The 19,098-nt window shown below is 65.9% G+C and carries 16 protein-coding genes; 6 read left to right on the forward strand and 10 right to left on the reverse strand.

Translation table 11 applies throughout. The features are described from left to right. Window positions 1-19: 19 nt before the first annotated feature. Window positions 20-1,036 (reverse strand): Hint domain-containing protein, encoded by a 1,017-nt coding sequence (locus BMI88_RS04115; protein WP_146673466.1) that lies wholly within the window; start codon window positions 1,034-1,036, stop codon window positions 20-22. A 153-nt stretch (window positions 1,037-1,189) separates the two neighbouring features. Between BMI88_RS04115 and BMI88_RS04120 the strand changes: the two genes are divergently transcribed. Together BMI88_RS04120 and BMI88_RS04125 are read left to right on the forward strand one after the other, a co-directional pair. Next, a complete protein-coding gene (locus tag BMI88_RS04120; RefSeq protein WP_078546302.1) occupies window positions 1,190-2,569 on the forward strand; it encodes an L-serine ammonia-lyase in 1,380 nt (459 codons plus the stop codon). Between the two features lie 506 nt (window positions 2,570-3,075). Beyond that, window positions 3,076-4,455 carry a DEAD/DEAH box helicase gene (locus tag BMI88_RS04125; protein WP_078546304.1) on the forward strand — a complete coding sequence of 460 codons (1,380 nt, stop codon included), beginning with the start codon at window positions 3,076-3,078 and terminating at the stop codon, window positions 4,453-4,455. 103 nt (window positions 4,456-4,558) lie between these two features. On the opposite strand, the gene BMI88_RS04130 is transcribed toward BMI88_RS04125, so the two are convergent. Together BMI88_RS04130 and BMI88_RS04135 are read right to left on the reverse strand one after the other, a co-directional pair. Next, window positions 4,559-5,056, reverse strand: a complete 498-nt coding sequence (locus BMI88_RS04130) for a hypothetical protein (RefSeq protein ID WP_078546306.1) — start codon at window positions 5,054-5,056, stop codon at window positions 4,559-4,561. A gap of 135 nt (window positions 5,057-5,191) precedes the next feature. Continuing rightward, window positions 5,192-6,550, reverse strand: a complete 1,359-nt coding sequence (locus BMI88_RS04135; protein ID WP_078546308.1) for an aminotransferase — start codon at window positions 6,548-6,550, stop codon at window positions 5,192-5,194. A 164-nt stretch (window positions 6,551-6,714) separates the two neighbouring features. Between BMI88_RS04135 and BMI88_RS04140 the strand changes: the two genes are divergently transcribed. Further along, a complete protein-coding gene (locus tag BMI88_RS04140; protein WP_078546310.1) occupies window positions 6,715-7,665 on the forward strand; it encodes a LysR family transcriptional regulator in 951 nt (316 codons plus the stop codon). 4 nt (window positions 7,666-7,669) lie between these two features. Here BMI88_RS04140 and BMI88_RS04145 read toward each other — a convergent pair whose 3' ends face one another. Further along, window positions 7,670-8,323: a thiamine diphosphokinase gene (locus tag BMI88_RS04145; RefSeq protein ID WP_078547276.1), complete on the reverse strand. Its 654-nt coding sequence runs from the start codon at window positions 8,321-8,323 to the stop codon at window positions 7,670-7,672. A 141-nt stretch (window positions 8,324-8,464) separates the two neighbouring features. On the opposite strand from BMI88_RS04145, the gene BMI88_RS04150 reads away from it, so the two are divergent. After that, the gene (locus tag BMI88_RS04150; protein ID WP_078546312.1) at window positions 8,465-11,308 is read left to right on the forward strand and encodes a hypothetical protein; all 2,844 of its coding nucleotides are present in this window, start codon (window positions 8,465-8,467) and stop codon (window positions 11,306-11,308) included. A gap of 54 nt (window positions 11,309-11,362) precedes the next feature. Here BMI88_RS04150 and BMI88_RS04155 read toward each other — a convergent pair whose 3' ends face one another. The 3 genes from BMI88_RS04155 to BMI88_RS04165 are packed head-to-tail and all read right to left on the reverse strand — an operon-like array spanning window position 11,363 to window position 14,123. After that, a complete protein-coding gene (locus BMI88_RS04155; RefSeq protein WP_078546314.1) occupies window positions 11,363-12,541 on the reverse strand; it encodes an amidohydrolase in 1,179 nt (392 codons plus the stop codon). Window positions 12,542-12,583: 42 nt separating this feature from the next. Next, window positions 12,584-12,823 carry a DUF2842 domain-containing protein gene (locus BMI88_RS04160; RefSeq protein WP_078539696.1) on the reverse strand — a complete coding sequence of 80 codons (240 nt, stop codon included), beginning with the start codon at window positions 12,821-12,823 and terminating at the stop codon, window positions 12,584-12,586. Between the two features lie 4 nt (window positions 12,824-12,827). Next, window positions 12,828-14,123, reverse strand: coding sequence for an adenylosuccinate synthase (locus tag BMI88_RS04165; protein ID WP_078546316.1), 1,296 nt, complete (start codon window positions 14,121-14,123; stop codon window positions 12,828-12,830). Between the two features lie 289 nt (window positions 14,124-14,412). On the opposite strand from BMI88_RS04165, the gene secG reads away from it, so the two are divergent. Continuing rightward, window positions 14,413-14,865, forward strand: a complete 453-nt coding sequence (secG, locus tag BMI88_RS04170; protein WP_078539694.1) for a preprotein translocase subunit SecG — start codon at window positions 14,413-14,415, stop codon at window positions 14,863-14,865. Window positions 14,866-15,048: 183 nt separating this feature from the next. Then, window positions 15,049-16,692, forward strand: coding sequence for a CTP synthase (locus BMI88_RS04175; protein ID WP_078519623.1), 1,644 nt, complete (start codon window positions 15,049-15,051; stop codon window positions 16,690-16,692). A 34-nt stretch (window positions 16,693-16,726) separates the two neighbouring features. Here BMI88_RS04175 and BMI88_RS04180 read toward each other — a convergent pair whose 3' ends face one another. Genes BMI88_RS04180 through BMI88_RS04190 form a run of 3 tightly spaced genes read right to left on the reverse strand, consistent with a single transcriptional unit; the run spans window position 16,727 to window position 19,046 of the window. Next, window positions 16,727-17,257 carry a MarR family transcriptional regulator gene (locus tag BMI88_RS04180; RefSeq protein WP_078546319.1) on the reverse strand — a complete coding sequence of 177 codons (531 nt, stop codon included), beginning with the start codon at window positions 17,255-17,257 and terminating at the stop codon, window positions 16,727-16,729. A 35-nt stretch (window positions 17,258-17,292) separates the two neighbouring features. Then, on the reverse strand, window positions 17,293-18,057 hold the full coding sequence (locus BMI88_RS04185) for a 2-dehydro-3-deoxygalactonokinase (protein WP_078546321.1): 765 nt from the start codon (window positions 18,055-18,057) through the stop codon (window positions 17,293-17,295). Window positions 18,058-18,089: 32 nt separating this feature from the next. After that, window positions 18,090-19,046, reverse strand: coding sequence for a zinc ABC transporter substrate-binding protein (locus tag BMI88_RS04190; protein ID WP_078546323.1), 957 nt, complete (start codon window positions 19,044-19,046; stop codon window positions 18,090-18,092). Window positions 19,047-19,098 lie beyond the last annotated feature (52 nt).

Raw genomic sequence — 19,098 nt, forward strand, 5'->3', positions numbered from 1 at the left:
GGGCTTTGTCGGCCTGTCTTCAGCGCAGGAGGAATTGTCGCATCCCGCCCGCCTGCTTGGCGTGGCGTCGCGCCTGCCCCGGGGGCAGGATCGGGCGCGCGGGCTGGGTGAGGAGCGGGTTCTCCGCCATCAGCGCGCGCAGCCGTGCGGCCTCTTGAGGGCCAACCCCGCGCAGCGCCATCGGGCCGGGCAGGAGGCTTTCCACGGCCGCCCCGTCCGCGAAGACGATCTCATGCGCTTCGAACAGCAGATGCAGCCATTCGATGCGCGGACGCGGCGCCCGCGCGATCCCCGGCAGATCGAGTAACCCCTTGGCCGGGATCAGAAGCTCCCGCCCGCCAAGGACGCCCGCGCGGCTGCGAACCAGCAGCCGGTGCTGAGCTGAGACCTCGAAGGCGCGGTCATTGCCAAGCGCGCCTTTCGCGACGCGGATCGGTGCGTTCCCGTCGCGTCCCGTCATCCGCCAGCGGCCCGTCCAGATCAGTTCGCGATAGCCATTATCGGCGGTCTGCACCTTCATGCCGGGGCGCAGGTCTTCAACTGCGACTGGGCCGAGTTTCGTCGCGATCCGGGTGCCGCGCGCGAAACAGACCGCGAGATCGCTATAAGGAATGACCGGATCGTTGCTGTCGATTGCGACGATTTCATAGGTTTGCCCCGCGAAAAGGCGGTGAGATGACGCGATGCCATGCACGTCGCCCTCGAATTCGAGCACGAAGATCGTGATATTGTCGGCCGGATCGGAGGAGCCCGCCGGACGGATGACATAGCTGTATTCGATTTCGACATCGCCCGCCGCACCCGCGCCCCAGGCGATGCCGTCGAATGTCATCGGGACGGTGAGTTCCTGCGAGCCGTCGGCATCCTCGAGATTGGTGTCGTCATCGGTCAGATCGATCATCTGCACCGCAGCGGAGGCATCGATTGTGAAGCTGGTCGCACCCACCGCATCGGCATTCGCCAACGCGTTCGACCCGAACGGGTCCGGGCCCGAGACGATCAGGTCTGAAAATTGCCATGCACCGAAAATCGGCATCGTGCCCACCACAGCCTTTCGCCGCTCAGGCTGCGCGATAATCCTGAATATCGCGTCAACGATGTTGCTTTTGCGCGTGGCGGGGTCGTTTTGGGGCTGTTGATCCGGGGGCGAACACGGCAGTCTGGGCCCAAATCAGGGCAGGGAGGCCGCATGTTTCTGAGCGTCTTCGATATCTTCAAGATCGGCGTCGGGCCGTCCTCGTCGCATACGATGGGGCCGATGGTGGCGGGCGCGCGGTTTCTCGACGCGCTCCGGGCCTCACCTTTCACCGCGCATGGGGTGCGGGTGCGCCTGCACGGCTCGCTTGCCTTCACCGGCAAGGGCCATGCGACGGATCGGGCGGCGATCCTCGGGCTCGCGGGCGTGGTGCCCGAGAGCTACGACAATGATCTGGCCGAGAAATTGCTGGCCGCGAATGCGCGCGACCACCTGTTGAAACCTGAGGGCCTGCCGCCTTTGGCTTTCGACCCCGAGGCCGATCTGATCTTCGACTACGACACGTCTCTGCCCGGCCATGCGAACGGCATGGTGATCGAGGCGCGCGACGCGCAGGGCGACGTGTTGATGCACGAGGTCTATTACTCGATCGGTGGCGGTTTCGTGCGCACCGAGGCGGAACTGGCCGCCGTCGACGACGCCGCCCGCGACGCGCCGAGCCCGGTGCCGTTCCCCTTCAAGAGTGCCGAGGAAATGCTGGCGATGGCCCATGCCTCGGGTCTGAGCATCGCGCAGATGAAGCGGCGCAACGAGGCGCGCTTCCGCGGCCCGAAGGAAATCGACGAAGGTCTCGAGAAAATCTGGATCACGATGCGCGATTGCATGGAGCGCGGGCTGACGAGTGAGGGCGAATTGCCCGGCGGGTTGCGGGTGAAGCGGCGCGCCAAGGCGATCCATGAGAGCCTGAAGGCGGATTGGGGCCAGAACCTCGCGCCGCCGCATCAGATCAATGACTGGATCTCGGCCTATGCGATGGCGGTGAACGAGGAAAACGCCGCCGGTGGGCAGGTCGTCACCGCACCCACGAACGGGGCGGCGGGCGTGCTGCCCTCGGTGATCCGGTATTGGCTCGATCATGTGCCTTCCGCGTCCTCCGCTAAGATTCCCGATTTCCTGCTGACGGCGGCGGCGGTGGGCGGGCTGATCAAGACCAACGCCTCGATCTCGGGGGCGGAATGCGGCTGTCAGGCCGAGGTCGGATCCGCGGCGGCGATGGCGGCGGCGGGGCTGGCCGCCGTGCTGGGCGGCACGCCTGAGCAGATCGAGAACGCGGCCGAGATCGCGCTGGAGCATCACCTCGGCATGACCTGCGACCCGGTGAAAGGGCTGGTGCAGGTGCCCTGCATCGAGCGCAACGGTCTGGGTGCGATCAAGGCGGTGTCGGCGGCCTCGCTGGCGCTGCGCGGAGATGGCACGCATTTCGTGCCGCTCGATGCGGCGATCGAGACGATGCGCCAGACGGGCCGCGACATGCACGAGCACTACAAGGAGACGAGCCTCGGCGGGCTGGCGGTGAACGTGCCGAACTGCTGAGGGTGCCTCATTCGTGCTGAGGGCTGCGCCCGACCTCGGGTGGGCGCATGCTCGCCAAGTGGTTTGCGCTTTATCGTGCCACCTCTCCCGAAAGCCGAGCGCGCGCAGGTTGCGCAGATGCGTCCTCCCGGGGGGAATGAGGAGGGACCGTCGCGCCAGTGGCGCGGCGTAAGCCAGACGAATGGGCGCGGCCCGGGCTGGTCGCCCTGGCGGGCATCACTCCAATGAAGGCCCTCAAAACACGCTCCCCCTTGACTTTTCGCGCCATCACGCGCATTTACCCCCAATCGCCGCGCTGCCGCGTGAGCAAGCCGCGCCCGAGAGAGGCGCATCGGCGATACCTCCCGAGTTCCCATTCACGCAGGGTTCTGACACGCAAGACCGGACCACGCGGGACTAGCCCGCCTGTCCCGAGGTCTGCGTCAACCTGCGCTCCGGACAATCCCGTCCGGGCTGATCGCCGTGCGCATCCCCGCGTTGGGAGCCTCGGCCATAAAGGATAGGCATTGTCCGATTTCTCTTCGCTGGGGCTCTCCCCGGCCATTCTCAAGTCGCTCGCACGCGCAAAGTTCACCCAGCCGACCCCGATTCAGGAAAAGGCGATCCCGCTGGTTCTTGCGGGCCATGACGTCCTGGGCCTCGCCCAGACCGGCACCGGCAAGACGCTGGCCTTCGGCCTGCCGCTCATCGACAAGCTGATGGCGCAGCAGGGCAAACCCTCACCCAAGACCTGCAAGGCGCTGATCCTCGCGCCGACTCGCGAGCTGGTGAACCAGATCGCCGACAACCTCGCGGGGCTCGTTCAGGGCACCAAGATGAACGTGGCCACCGTCGTCGGCGGCCAGTCGATCAACCGTCAGATCACCATGATGCATCGCGGCAACGACATTCTCGTCGCCACCCCCGGCCGTCTGATCGACCTGATGGATCGCGGCGCGGTCGACCTGCGCTACACCCGCCATCTGGTGCTCGACGAGGCCGACCAGATGCTCGACCTCGGTTTCATCCACGCGCTGCGCAAGATCGCGTCGCGCCTCGGCACGCCGCGCCAGACGCTGCTGTTCTCGGCCACGATGCCGAAGCAGATGGAAGAAATCTCGCAGGCTTACCTCACCGATCCCAAGCGCGTGCAGGTTTCGCCTCCCGGTAAAGCGGCCGACAAGATCACCCAGTCGGTGCACTTCCTCGACAGCAAGGCCGAGAAGGCCCGCAAGCTGCGCGATATCCTCTCGGCCGATATGGGCGCGCTGACGCTCGTCTTCGCCCGCACCAAGCACGGCGCGGAAAAGCTGATGAAGAGCCTGCGCGCCGACGGCTACAACGCGGAATCGATCCACGGCAACAAATCGCAGGGCCAGCGTGACCGCGCGATCAAGGGCTTCCGCGATGGCAAGGTCAACGTGCTGGTCGCGACCGATGTGGCCGCGCGCGGGATCGACATTCCGGGCGTGTCCTATGTCGTGAACTTCGACCTGCCGGACGTGCCGGACGCCTATGTGCACCGGATCGGGCGCACCGCGCGTGCCGGTCGCGAGGGCGAGGCGATCGCCTTCTGCTCGCCGGACGAGGCCGATAACTTCCTGCAGATCGAAAAGTTGATGAAGATCGAGATCCCGACCGCGAGCGGCGAACGCCCGTCTGCGGCCGTGCGTCCCTCGGCGCGCGCAGCCCGCGGCCGCGGTCGTGGCGGTCCGCGCTCTGGTGGCAACAAGGGTCGCGGCGGCAAGTCTCAGGGCAAACCGCAGGGGCAGGGCCAGCCGCAAGGTCAAGCTCAGGCCCAGGCGCGCTCGAAACCCCGCACTGACGCCAAGCCCAAGGTCGATGCCGGTGGCAACGCCTCGCCGAAGCGGCGTCGCCCGCGTCGGCGCAATGCAGGCGCTGCATGAAATTGACACCGGGCCGCATCGCAGGATGCGGCCCGTTTCAGTTTGGCCGTCCGGTCCATTTGAGACGCGTCCGAACGATCCAATCGAAACGCATCCGCAGCCGTCATCTGCATCGCTTCAATGTCATGTCCAACGCGGCGGCGAAGCCTTTTGCAGAGAAGTCGAAGACGCCCACTTTCGGAATGGAGACGGTGAAATTCGCGTTCCCGCCTGCCGCCTCGACTCGTTTTAAAGCGTTGATCGCAAGCTTGTCGGTCCGTTGATCCAGCCAGGCATATTGCCCTGTCGAACGCAGACGGAATTTGCTCTGCCCGATCGTGATGGTCAGTCCGCCGGAGCGTGGCAGCCGTCGGTCGGCATAGACGGACAGCTCCGGTTGCCGGCCCGAGTGCTTCGTCACCGCGACATAGAGAAGCGAGCCATTCAGCAAAATCCGCCGATCATTCGCGGTCGCTGTCCAGCAGGTCTTCATGGTGCCGCTTCTCTCTTCGAAGACGCTCCACTTCCCGACATTGCCGATGCTATCGGCGGCATAGGTTGGCGAGAGCGCACCGAGGGCGATCAGGGCGGCGCAGATAAGTACTCTGAGAAGACGGCTCATGCGCGTTCCTCCGACCAACGCAATTTACCTCGCCCACAGGGGGCAAGGTAAAAATAGCATAATTTTCGTCAGTTGGACTGAATTATGCGTCGGGGTGCCTAAGACAGAACGCAGGTGATCTCGCGGTTTGGCGGGTCACCCCACCTCTGCGAACACCTTCTTCAGCGCCGTCTCCAGCTTTTCCAACATCTCGTCCATCTGCGCTTCCATCAGGATGAACGGCGGACACAGCACCACCGATTGCCCCAAGGGTCGGCAGATCAGCCCCTGATCGGTGCAGGCATTGGCGATGCGTTCCGAGACCGAGAGCGACCCGTCGAAGGGCGTTTTGCTCTCGCGGTCCTTCACCGCTTCCAGCGCCCACATATAGCCCACGCCGCGCAGCTCGCCGATATTGGGGTTTTGCGCGATCTGGGCGAGGCCGGCTTCGAGCCGCGGGCTCAGGCGCCGGACATTCTCGGCCAGCCCCTCGTTCATCACCACGTCGATGGCCTTGAGCGCAATCGCGCAGCCGACCGGGTGGCCCGAGGCGGTGAAGCCGTGGGGGAATTCCTCGATCGCCTCGGAGGCCGCCTGCAGGCGGCCCGACAATTCCGGCCCGAGGATCACCGCGCCCATCGGGAAGAACCCGGCGGTGAGGTTCTTCGACGAGATGATCGCATCGGGCTGGAAGTCATAGGTTTCGCAGCCCCAGGTGTTTCCGGTGCGCCCGAAGCCGCAGATCACCTCGTCGGAGATCAGCGGGATGTCGTATTTCTTGAGGATCTTCGACACGGCCTGGAAATAGCCCTTGGGTGGCGTGATCACCCCGCCCGCACCCATCACGGGTTCCGCAAAGAAGCCCGCAATCGTGTCCGCGCCTTCCTTGATGATCGTCGCTTCCAGCTCATTCGCGAGGCGCTGGGTGAACTGCTCCTCCGTCTCGCCGGGCTGCCCCTCGCGCCAGAAATGCGGGCAGGTGAGATGCAGGAACCCCGGCAATGGCAGGCCGAAGACCGAATTATAGGGCTTGCCGGTCATCGACGCCGAGACCGCCGTCACCCCATGGTAGGCGTTCTTGCGGGTCAGGATCTTGCGCTTCTGCGGCTTGCCCTCGGCCCCATGCAGGAACCACAGCATCTTGACCATCGTGTCATTCGCCTCGGAGCCGGAATTGGTATAGAATACCTTGCCGTCGTCGAAGGGCGAGACCTCGATCAGCTTCTCGGACAGCATCACCGTCTGATCCGACATCCGACCGAAGAAGGCGTGATAACCGGGGAAGCGCGCATATTGCGCCTGCGCGGCCTCAATCAGCCCGGGGTGGTCGAACCCCGCGACCATGTTCCAGAGCCCTGAATTCGCATCGAGATATTTCCGCCCCTCGGTGTCGAAGATGTACGGCCCCTCGCCGTGGGTCACGACGACCGCGCCGCGATCGTGGATCGTGGGCAGATCGGTGAAACCGTAGAAGCTATGCGCATCGGCGCGGGCCTGCCAGCTCTGGTCTTTCATCTCGCGACTCCTCCGGGATGGGCGATGGATGAAAGCGAGGCTATCCGCGGCGCGGTCGGCGTCAATGGTCCGCGATGTCTCAGGATGCCGCGGCTTGCGCGCCGGGACGGGGCAGGGCAGTCTGCGCCACAAGCCTTACCGCCTCCCCGATCACGGAGCCTCCCATGCCCGCCCCCAATCCCCGCATCAGCCTTTGGGCGGTCGAGGTCTTCGTGGCCACGGCGGAAGAAGGCGCGACCACCGCCGCCGCGCGCCGTCTGGGCGTCTCGGCCTCGGCGGTCAGCCAGCAGCTTGCGGGCCTGGAGGGCGCTTTGGGCGCGGAGCTTGTGGACCGCTCCGCGCGCCCCTTCGCTTTGACGGCCGCCGGGCGGGCGTTCCTGCCTCATGCCGAGGCGATGCTGGACGAATTGGCCCGCGGTCGCGCCGGGGTGGGTCAGGCCGATCCGGCGGGGCTCACGAGTTTTCGGCTGGGCATGATCGAGGATTTCGAGGCCGAGGTGACGCCGCTTCTGCTGGCGGGCATGGCCGACGAGCTCAGCACCTGCCGCTTCGAGCTGGAAACCGGACCGAGCCACCGGCTGCTTTCGAAGCTCGAAGCGCGCGGGCTGGATGTCGCCGTCGCCGCCGAGCCGCAGGGCGCGGCGCTCGATGGGATCGAACTGCACCCGCTTCTGACCGAGCCGTTCCTCGCCATTCATCCCGCCGATGCACCTGCGAAAAGCGATCCGCCGCTGCCGCTGATCCACTATTCCCAGCGCACGCTGATGGGCCGCCAGATCGCCGCGCATCTGGCACAGACGGGCAAATCGCCGCCGCATCAACTGGAACTCGACAGCTATCCTGCGATCCTCGCGCTGGTCGCGGCGGGGCGGGGCTGGACGATCCTCACGCCCTCGGCGGTGCGTCATGCGCCGCGCGCGGGGCTTGCGCTCTCGCCGCTCGACGGGCCGCCGCTGACCCGGCGGATCGTGCTGGCGGCGCGCGACGGGATGATGGCGGATTGGCCCGCGAAAGTGGCTGCCCGCCTGCGGGCGCTGCTGCAAGAACGCGTAGTCGGACCCGCGCTGGAAGAAGCGCCGTGGCTGGACGGGACGTTGCGGGTCGAGGCGGGCTAGCGCCTCAGCCGATCCCCAGACCTGTCAGGGCGGCGGCCAATTCTTCGCGCGGCAGCATCATCAGGGCTGGCCCCTCCAGCATGATCCGCACAGGCCCCGTCGCCCGGTTCGATGTGCCGACCCGCTCGGCGGGCGTGAAGCCGATCCCGTCCAGCGGCCATTGCAGCCCTTCCGAGCGCGCCTTTACCTCGCCGAATGGAAACAAAGAGACCCGCGTGCCTTCCGTCACATCCAGCGAAAGGGACGGGGGACAACGGAAGATCACCTCTTCCTCGGCCAGCATCACGACCCGGTGCGGCGTGCGGATCAGGTCAGTCATCGCGGCCAGCGTGTGATCGAGCCGCATCCCCGTGAAGCCGAGCGCCAGGATGAACGGCGCTTTGATCCGTTGCAGGCATTTCGCGAAATCGGTGCTGTCCTGCTCGGCCACCTGATGCACGCGCGGGCCAAGTGTCGTGCGCGCCGCATCCGACAGGGAATCGAGATCGCCGATTACTGCTTCGGGCTCGAGACCCATCGACAAGGCCCGATCTCCACCGCCATCGGCGGCCACGAGACAGGGGGCGATTGTCAACGCTTCGTCAACATCCGCGTGGTTAACTGCGCCGGCGCCAAGAAGCGAAACCCCGGTTGACGAATGGACAATACTGCTAATCATGGGCTGATTGATGACGATTGTGGCAAAGAAAGACAATCGAGACCGGTAAAAAACCTTTCAAATGCCTTCTTTCGTCCACGCGAAAGAACCAGTTGGACAGGAATGTCGACGCATTGAGGTCCAATAGAAAGCGAGTGGTCCATGGTTGGTGCGAGCAAGATCCTGACCGTATCCTACGGCACCTTTTCGTGCACCTTGGAAGGATTTGATGAGCCTTTCAACACGATGAAGGCGATTGCGGAGTATTTCCGCGATCTGGCTGCCGACGACCGGTATTTCGGTGCAGAGCCGCCCCAGCCCGATGCGGAGATGCTTCACCGTATCGCAGAGCGCGAAATTCAGCGCCGGGTCGAAGCGAAAATTCAAGAAAACGGCGTTGTTCTGCGCCAGCAAGACACCCTGCTGGGTGGCGAGGCTGCGGCGGATGAAGCGCCCGCGCCCGCTCAGGAAGAGCCGTTGGTGACGTCGGAAGCGCCGCAAGAAGCCGCGCCTTCCGCCGAAGCGCCCGCGCAGCCAGAGGTCGCCGAGAAGCCCGAGCCGGCAGCCGCGCCCGAACCAGTCGCAGAGCGGCCCGAGCCCGAGATTGAAACCCAGCCCGCCGAACCCGAAGCAGGCTTCGCGCAGCCGGAAACCGTCGCCGCCAAGCTGCAGCGCATCCGCGAAGCCGTGGCCCGCGCCCGCGTGGTTCAGGCCGACAGCTTCTCCGAGGAAGACGAGCCCGTTTCCGTCCCCGAGGCGCTTCTGAACCGCTTCGAGGCCGAACCGTCGAGCGAAGCGGAAGATTTCGGCTATGACCTCGACATTTCCGGCCCGCTGAGCGCCGAGGAAATCGAACCCGAAGCCTCCGAACCCACGCAGCCCGAGGCCGAGATGCCCGAGGCGGAGGTGGCAGAAGAAGCCTCGGCAGACGCCGCGCTCGAACAGATTGCGGAAGAAAACGAAGAAGTGGCGGAAGTTGCTCGCGAAGACGAAGAAGTCGTCACCGAGGAAGAGCCCGTCGCCGAAGCGGATGAGACCGAAGCCGAAGACATCGTAGCAGCCGAAGCCGTTGCCTCGGAAGAGGACGCTGTCGACGAAGCCGAAGCCGCGTTTGGCCCCACCGACGATCACATGCAGCGCCGTCAGGCAAGCCGCCGCGCGCGCCGTTCGGCCAAGCGTGCCAAGCGCATCGCCGCACTCAAGGCCGCAGCCGAAGAACTCGGTGCGACCGAAGAGGAAACGGTTGAGCAGGCCGAGGACCAAACCGAAGAGACCTCGGCCGACATCACCGTTGACGCCGATGCGCCCGCCGCGCCGCGGTTGCGCGCGCGTGTGATCAAGGTGCGCCGCCGCGAAACGATCGAAGCCGCGACTGCGGAGGTTGCAGCGGACGCTTCGGAAGAGCTTCCGGCGCAGACCGACGACGCGGCCATGGCAGACAGCGCAGAGGATCAATCGATCCCGGCTGCCGAGCAGGTCGAGGACGACGCCGCGCAACAGGCACCTGAAGTGGCTGCCGAAGCCGAGCAAGACGTCGAAACCGAGGCCGAGCTGGAGGCAGAGGCCGAGGATGACGACCTCGCCGCACGTCTGGCCGCCGAACTTGCCGATGCGTCGCACGACGCAAGCGTTGCTCAGGTCACGCCGCAGGCAGAGCAGCCGCAGGATGAAGGTGATCGCGACAGCCGGATGCCGGGGCGCCTCTCGCCCGAAGCCGAAGCTGATCTCATGCGCGAACTCGCCGCCCTGCAGATGGAGAACCTCTTCACCGGCGCCGAAATCGAGACGGCTGACGAAACCCCGGAAGAGGCGGTTGCGCAGGCAGATGTCTACGAAGACCTCGAGCTGCCCGATATCGACCTGTCCGATCTGGAAGACGAGTCGGTCGACGCGCCGCTGGTTCTGACGCAAGACGAGGCCGCAGCGCCCGAAGCGGAAGAGTCCGAGGCAACCCCGGCAACCGCATCGCTCGACGCGCAAAACGTGCTGGTTCTGGGCAACGCGATCATCGCCGAAGAGGCGGGAGCCGAAGCCGAGATGTCGGAAGACGACACCGTCGCCGAGGATGAGGCCGAGGATATTTCCGCCGACGTGTTCGCACCCGAGTTTGAAGCCGAGACCGCAGAAGAGGCCGAAGCGGAGGCAGAGGCCGAAACCGTCGAGACCGCCGATGCGGAAGACATGGAAGAGGCGGAAGTCCCGACCGAGGTCGCCGCACGCGAGGCCGCGTCGCTCTCCGAGGAAGAGACCGACCGCGAAGCCGAGGTGGATCGCCTTCTGGCCGAGGCCGACAAGCAGGCCGAAGTGGTCGAAACCCGCCGCCGCTTCTCCGCGATCGCGCATCTCAAAGCCGCCGTCGCCGCCACCGTTGCGGATCGTCTTGCCAAGGGTCAGGACACCGCGAAAGGGGGCGTCGAGGATGAGGACGGATCCGAGCCTTACCGCGCCGATCTGACCCAGGCCGTGCGCCCGCGCCGCCCGGTCAGCTCGGGCGAGACGGCATCGCGCCGTCCCGATCCGTTGCGCCCCGCGCCGCTGGTGCTGGTTTCCGAACAGCGCGTCGACGCCGAAGAAGCCTCGGATGTCGAGGAGGTCGAGCAGCCCGCGGCTCAGCCCGCCGCCGCGATCCGTCCGCGTCGCGTTTCCGCAGGTCAGTTCGCCGCTGCCCAAGGCGACGAATCCGAAGCCATGCCGATGAACCCCGAGCAGGCGACCAGCTTCGCCGAATTCGCGGAAAGCCTTGGCACGCAGGGCCTCTCCGATCTGTTGGAAGCCGCCGCCGCCTATACGTCGGCCGTGGAAGGGCGCCCGCATTTCTCGCCGCCGCAGATCATGCGCAAGCTGTCCGTGATGGACGATGCGGCTGACGTGCCGCGCGAAGAGCGGATGCGCGTCTTCGGCCGTCTGCTGCGTCAGGGCAAGATCACCAAGGTGAAGCGCGGCCAATACGCGATCACCGAAGCCTCGCGCTACTGGGATGAGGCGAAGATGGCCTCGGGGCAGTAAGCCCGGCGACAGATCAGAAGGGGCGGTCCTGCGGGGCCGCCCTTTCTCATTCGATCAGTACAGCCGCGCGCGCAGACACTGGATCAGCACGCGCGAGCCGGGGGCGATCAGCGCGTCGGGAAAATCGTAATCGGGATTGTGTAGGGCCGGGCGGTCGCCCGCGCCCAGAAGCGCCATCGCGGCAGGGCCATGATCGGCGAAACGCCCGAAATCCTCGGAGGCGCGCATCGGCAGATCGGTTTCGGTGGTTTCGATCCCCTCGGCCTGCAGCGCCGCGCGCAGAATTTCGGTCGCTTCGGGAGTATTTTCGCAATGGCGAAAGACGTCGTGATAGGTGATCTCGCGCTCCAGACCGTGCGCGTCGGCAGCCTCGTGCACCATCGCCTCGGCCTTCTCGACCAGCCCCGCCATCCCCGTATCGCGCTGGGTGCGCAGGGTCGCCCACAGCTCCGCCGCGCCGGGCGCGACACCGAAGGCGGGTTCGCCGAGCCGCGCATGGGTGATCGTCACGCGCGCGAAATCGGGATCGCTCTGGTGCAGATCGTTGCCGAGCGCCGTCAGGTCGGTCAGCAGCCGGGCCAGCGTCGGGGCGGGGGAACGACCGCTTTCAGGCAGCGAGGCATGGGCGGTCCACCCCGTGAGCGTGATTTTCATACCGCGCGAGGCGCAATTCATCACCCCGTCCTGCAGCGCCGCCGCCCCGAAGGGCACGCCGGGCATATTGTGCAGCGCGAAGGACAGATCGGGCGCGATTTCGGCAAAACGCGGATCGGCGATCACGGCCGCAGCCCCCGCGCCCGTCTCTTCGGCGGGTTGGAACAGCAAGATCGCGCGGCCACGCGCGGGACGATTGCGCGACAGCCAGCGCGACACCCCTGCGAGAATCGCCATGTGACCGTCATGGCCGCACAGATGCCCCTTGCCGGGAAAGTTCGACCGGTAGGGCGGCGTGCCGGTCTCGTGGATCGGCAGCCCGTCCAATTCGCAGCGCAAGAGAATCGTCGGACCGGGCTCCGCGCCCTCGTAGATCGCGGCCACGCCATGCCCACCAAGCTCGGTCAGCGTCCGGTCGGGGGCGGTTGGCAGCAGCATCGCGACGACGCGCGCCGCGGTGTCGCGTTCCTCGCCGGAAAGCTCGGGGTCCTGATGCAGACGGTGCCGCCACGCGGTCAATTCCGCGATGTCGGCGTTGGTCAGACTGTCGGGCGGGAGGGGGCAGGGCGCGCTTGTCATCGGGCTAATTTGCCCGTTTTTCGGCGCGCCCGCCAGAGGGTGTCACGGCTGCGACGGATCGTCGGGATCGTCCTTGCCGACGCCTTTGAAGATCGGCTTGAGCGGCGCGATCCACAGTAGGCCAAGCACGACATAGACGCCGAACTCGGCCCAGATCGGCAGCCGTCCCCAGCGCGCGCCCGCCCAGTTCACCACCGTCACCGCGACGACGATATAGGCGGGCAGCCCCACGACGAGGGCCAGCAGCGAGAGGCGGCGTCGGGCCTTGTAGCTCAGCGCCATCGGATCAATCCGCGAAGGGGTCGGTCACGAGGATCGTGTCGTCGCGCTCGGGCGAGGTCGAAAGCATCGCGACCGGGCAGTCGATCAGCTCCTCGATCCGGCGGACATATTTGATCGCCGCCGCCGGCAGATCGGCCCAGCTGCGCGCGCCTTCGGTCGATTCGGCCCAGCCTTCGATCTCTTCATAGACCGGCACGCAGCGCTTTTGCTCTTCCGCGGCGGTCGGCAGATAGTCGAGCGTCTCGCCGTCGAGCTCATAACCGGTGCAGATCTTGATCGTCTCAAAGCCGTCGAGCACGTCGAGCTTGGTCAGCGCGATGCCGTTCACGCCCGAGATCGCGCAGGTCTGGCGCACCAGCGCCGCGTCGAACCAGCCACAGCGGCGCTTGCGGCCCGTGACGGTGCCGAATTCATGGCCGCGCGTGCCGAGGCGGTTGCCGTCTTCGTCGTCCAGCTCGGTCGGGAAGGGGCCTTCGCCGACGCGGGTGGTGTAGGCTTTGACGATGCCGAGAACGAAATCGATCGCGCCCGGGCCCATACCGGTGCCGGCGGCAGCCTGACCTGCAACCACGTTCGACGAGGTCACGAAGGGGTAGGTGCCGAAATCGATATCCAGCAACGAGCCCTGCGCGCCTTCGAACAAGATGCGCTTGCCCTGCTTGCGCTTCTCGTTGAGCACTTTCCACACAGGTGCGGCGTATTTCAGGATCTCGGGTGCGACGTCCTTGAGCTTTGCGATCAGCGCGTCGCGGTCGATCGCCTCGATGCCGAGGCCCTTGCGCAGCGGATCGTGGTGCTGCAGCGCGCGGTCGACGCGGGCTTCAAGCGTCGCGTCATCGGCAAGGTCCGCCACGCGGACCGAACGGCGACCCACCTTATCTTCATAGGCCGGGCCGATGCCGCGACCGGTGGTGCCGATCTTGGTGCCTTTCGAGGCCGCTTCCTCGCGGGCGCGGTCGAGCTCACCGTGAATCGGCAGGATCAGCGGGGTGTTTTCCGCGATCATCAGCGTCTCGGGGGTGATCTCCACGCCCTGATCGCGGATCTTCTCGATCTCTGCGAGCAGGTGGAACGGGTCGAGCACGACACCGTTGCCGATCACCGAGAGCTTGCCGCCCCGAACCACGCCCGAAGGCAGCGCGTTGAGCTTGTAGACCTTGCCGTCGATCACGAGCGTATGGCCCGCGTTATGACCGCCCTGAAATCGCGCGATCACATCCGCGCGCTCGCTGAGCCAGTCCACGATCTTGCCTTTCCCCTCGTCACCCCATTGGGCGCCGACGACGACGACATTGGCCATTGCTCTCTCCTTGGCAGGTGTAAAACCGCGCGAGGTATAGCGGCTGAGCGCGCGGTGCGAAAGACCGCATTTGCGAGAGATGCACTCTCTAATTCCCGCGTGTCGCGCGCGAGGGGGCAGGCGCCTCCGGCGGGGATATTTAGGCCAAAACGAAGGGGAGGGCGGATGCAGGCTGCGTGGCTGTGCCGATTTGACCCCGCGAAAGCCGAAAATACACCTCTGCGGCCTTGCACCCTCAGTCTCATCCGCCTAGATAGGCGCGTCGCAAGAAAGAAGGCCCGACCCGTTCATGGAAAACGTCGTTCTCTCGATCCATCTGATCCTCGCACTGCTGCTGATTGGCGTGGTGCTGCTGCAACGCTCCGAAGGGGGTGGCCTCGGCATGGGGTCGTCCAACAGCTCTGGCGGCGGTGTCGGCGGGCTGATGACCGGTCGGCAGGCGGCCAATGCGCTGACTCGCGTGACCTGGGTTCTGGCCGCTGGCTTCTTCGCGACCTCGGTGACGCTGACGGTTCTGGCCGCGCAGAAAGCGGGCAGCAGTTCGGTGCTTGATAGCGCCGCGCCCGAGCAAAGCGCACCGGCAGAGACCGCGCCGGCCAATGACACGACCGGTTCGACGCCGTCGCTCGATGTCGTGATGCCGCCGCCGGCAAGCGGGTCGGATGCCTCGACCGGCGGAAACGCGGGCGAAACCACGACGGATACGCAAAGCGGTCCGGTTACGCCGCCCGCAGCCAACTAAGCCGTCACTTCAGCCGACAATCGGTTCGCACCCACAAAAAGTTGCGGGTGCGTCCAATCCAAACTCAATAGCTTGCGGTCTGGTTGCGGGCAGGCCGCGAATCGTGTAAGCATTAAATCCCGTGATCCTGACCCTCTTTGGGGCAGGGAAACCATTCGAATTTCGCAGATCACGGGGGTCTTCATGGCACGTTATGTCTTCATTACCGGCGGCGTTGTCTCGTCGCTCGGCAAGGGTTTGGCATCCGCCGCCTTGGGGGCATTGCTGCAAGCACGCGGCTTTTCGGTTCGGCTGCGCAAGCTCGACCCGTATCTCAACGTTGATCCGGGCACGATGAGCCCGTTCGAGCATGGCGAGGTCTTCGTCACAGATGACGGGGCCGAGACCGATCTCGACCTTGGCCATTACGAACGCTTCACCGGCGTCTCGGCGCGCAAGACCGACTCGATCTCTTCGGGGCGGATTTACACCAACGTGCTCGAGAAGGAGCGCCGCGGCGAATATCTGGGCAAAACGATCCAGGTGATCCCGCACGTCACCAACGAGATCAAAGACTTCCTCGATGTCGGCGATGACGAGGTCGATTTCATGCTCTGCGAGATCGGCGGCACGGTCGGCGACATCGAGGGCCTTCCCTTCTTCGAAGCGATCCGCCAGTTCAGCCAGGACCGTCCGCGCGGCCAATGTATCTTCATGCATCTCACGCTGCTGCCCTATCTGGCGGCGTCGGGCGAGCTGAAGACCAAGCCGACGCAGCACTCGGTGAAGGAACTGCGCTCGATCGGCCTGCAGCCCGACGTGCTGGTCTGCCGCTCGGAGCAGCCGATTCCGGAGAAAGAGCGCGGCAAGATCGCGCTGTTCTGTAACGTGCGCCCCGAGGCGGTGATCCCGGCCTATGACCTGAAATCGATCTACGAGGCGCCGCTGGCCTATCACCGCATGGGCCTCGATCAGGCGGTGCTGGACGCGTTCGGCATCTCGCCCGCGCCGAAGCCCGAACTGAGCCGCTGGGAAGACGTGATGGATCGTCTCGACCATGCCGAGGGCGAGGTGCGTGTCGCGATCGTGGGCAAATATGTCCAGCTGGAGGACGCCTACAAGTCGATCGCCGAGGCGCTGACCCATGGCGGCATGGCGAACCGGGTGCGCGTGAAGGCGGAATGGATCGACGCGGAGATTTTCGAGAACGAAGACCCCGCGCCCTATCTGGAGAACTACCACGCCATCCTCGTGCCCGGCGGCTTCGGTGAGCGCGGCACGGAAGGCAAGATTCGGGCAGCCCAATTCGCGCGCGAAAAGGGCGTGCCTTATCTGGGCATCTGTCTGGGGATGCAGATGGCCGTCATCGAGGCCGCGCGGAACCTCGCGGGCGTCAGCGATGCGGGCTCGGAAGAGTTCGACCACGAGGCGGGCAAGAAGCGCTTCACCCCGGTCGTCTATCACCTCAAGGAATGGGTGCAGGGCAACCACCGGGTCGAGCGCAAGGTGACAGACGACAAGGGCGGCACGATGCGTCTGGGCGCCTATTCGGCCGCGCTGAAAGAGGGCTCGAAGGTCGCCGAGGTCTACGGCTCGACCGATATCGAAGAGCGTCACCGCCACCGCTACGAGGTCGACATCAAGTATCGCGAGCCGCTCGAGAAATGCGGCATGACCTTCTCCGGCATGTCGCCCGATGGCCGCCTGCCCGAGATCGTCGAGCACAAGGACCATCCGTGGTTCATCGGCGTGCAGTTCCACCCCGAGTTGAAATCGAAGCCCTTCGCACCGCACCCGCTGTTTGCAGGCTTCATCAAGGCCGCGCGGGATCAGAGCCGGTTGGTGTAAACCGGTCCCAAGCTCGAAATTGAAAAAGCCGCGCTCAGCTTTGCGCGGCTTTTTTCTTTTTCTTCTTGGAGGTCTTGGCCGCGGGCTTTTCCGCTTTGCCGCCGCCGCGGGCGGGGTCGATGTGACGGGCAAGCTCGGCCGGGTCGAGGCGGATCAGCGCCTGGATGTAGCCCGAGGCCGCGTCGAGCAGCTCGCACAGGGCCGCCGCGCGCGGATCGGCGCTGCGGGCTTCCAGGGCGGAAAGGTGGTCACGCGCGGGGCCGATGACGCGACGGTCGCGTTCGGCCAGCATCAGGCGCGCCAACTCCCACGGTTCGGTCGGGGCGACGAAGAAATCCTTGCGCGAGCCGGGCGAGCGTGCAGCCTGCACGAGACCCGCATCGCGCAATTCCTTCAACGCGGTCGAGACATTGGAGCGCGACAAGCCAAGCTGCGTCACCAGATCGTCGGCCGAGGGCGCTTGCGCCGCGCGCCAGATCGCGCCGAGGCAGCGGCCCGCGGGGCGGGAAAATCCGAAACGGGGGGCGAGTTCGGCGAAGGCTTCGGGCAGTTCGGTTTCACTCATGCATCCATCCTCTGCCGCCTATTTTCGCCGCTCGGTTACGCGCCGGGTCGGCGCGCCGCGGACAGCCCCGCGATCAGCGCGGCCTCCCCGTCGCCCAAAGTGACCTGCGCGCCCTGAGCTTGCAAGCCGCGGGCGCAAATTTCCGACCAGCCGGGGGCGGAGGCGGAGGACAGCGCCAGCACGGTTTGCCCGAGCCACCACGGTTTCGCCGCGGCGAGTTCCGCGCCGAGCACGGCGCCAGTGGCGCGCGGGGCGGGACGTCCGAGGCTGAGGGGCGCCAATTCGCGGGCGAGGCGCTCGGGGCGCGAAAGCGTATCGGCGAGGGCTGCGTCGAACCCGTCGCCTGCCTCCAGCGGTGCGCCAAGAGCGGCCAGCATCGCGGCGGAGCCTGCGCGCATCGCGCTGACCACTTCGCCCGCCGAGATATGCGCCCAGATCGCGCTTGCGCCGCAGATCCAGATCACGCCATCGAATTGCGGGAGGCCGGCGAGGATGCCGGCGATCCGGGCCGCCTCGGGGGCGGTGATCTCGGTGCCGTCGCTGTCTTGGATCAGGCCGGGCAGGGCGGGATAGCTTTGCCCGCCGATTTCGGTCAGCGGCAGCGCGCCTTCGGGGCGAGGGGTGCAGGGCAGGGCGCGCGGGGCAGGGCCTGCGGTGGAGGCCGCCACGATCGCAGCGGCCCCGTCGGGCAAGAGCGGGCGCGCGGCGGGCCCGGATTTGCGATCGCTCACCGCCCCGTCAGAGACATTTGCAGCGCGCCAGCGCCCGAATTCTTCCGTGAGTGCGATCCAATCTGCCATGGCTCACCAGATCGCACGGAGGTGGTGCGGGATCAACCCTGCGACAGGCAGGCGGTGATCGTGTCCGCCATTCCTTGCATCAGGTCGTTGTACAGGCCGGGGCCATAGGTCAGCGCGGTTCCCGAAGGATCGAGCGGCTTGCCGAGCGTCACCGGCGTCCCATCGACGAGAATTTCGACCATTTTCGGATCGTGGTTCGCCTCCGGGAAAGCACAGACGGCATCCTTCGCCGAGGCCTCGTCGCGCAGGCTCACGAGATGGGCCGCGCCGGGGGTCGAAGCGTCGCTGGGCGAGAGCGCGCCCATGATGGTCAGCCCGTAATGATCGGCCAGATAGCCATAGGCCGCGTGATAGACGAGGAAGGGCTTATCCGCGACGGGGGCGAATTCGGCCTTGAGCTTGGCGTCGAGCGTCTCGATCCGGGCCTGCGCGGCTTCGGCATTGGCCGCGTAGGTGTCGGCATGTTCGGGATCGGCCTTGGAGAGGTCTTCGGCGATCAGGCCGAGCCAGAGCTTCGCATTGTCGGGGTCGAGCCACGCATGGGGATCGGTCATCTGATCGACCTCGCCGTGGTCGTCGTGCCCCGCCTCGGCGTGCCCCTCGTCCTCGTCGAGATCGGCGCTGTGATCATGCGGGTCCTGCGCCGAGAAGCTGCGCACATTCGTGCCGGGGGCGTGCAGCAATTCGACCGATTGGCCCTTCACGCCGACGCCTTCGATGGCGCGTTCCAGCCACGGCGTCAGGCGCGGGCCGACCCAGAAGACGAGATCGGCATCCTGCAGATCGCGCGCTTGGCTCGGCTTCAGCTGATAGTGATGCGCGTCCGAATTCTGACCGAGCAGCACTTCGGGCTTGCCCAGATCGCCCATCACCTGCGCTACGAGCGACTGCACCGGGGGTACATCGGTGACGACGCTGGGCACTTCGGCTTGGGCGAGGGCGGGCAGTGCGGCAAGCGCGCTCACGAGAACGGGAAGGGTGGGGCGCATCGGATGTCTCCTGTCCAACTTGATCTGAGGAGCGGAACATGTATGTTATAAA

The sequence above is a fragment of the Thioclava sp. F36-6 genome (genome assembly GCF_002020305.1).
Classification (GTDB): Bacteria; Pseudomonadota; Alphaproteobacteria; order Rhodobacterales; family Rhodobacteraceae; genus Thioclava; species Thioclava sediminum.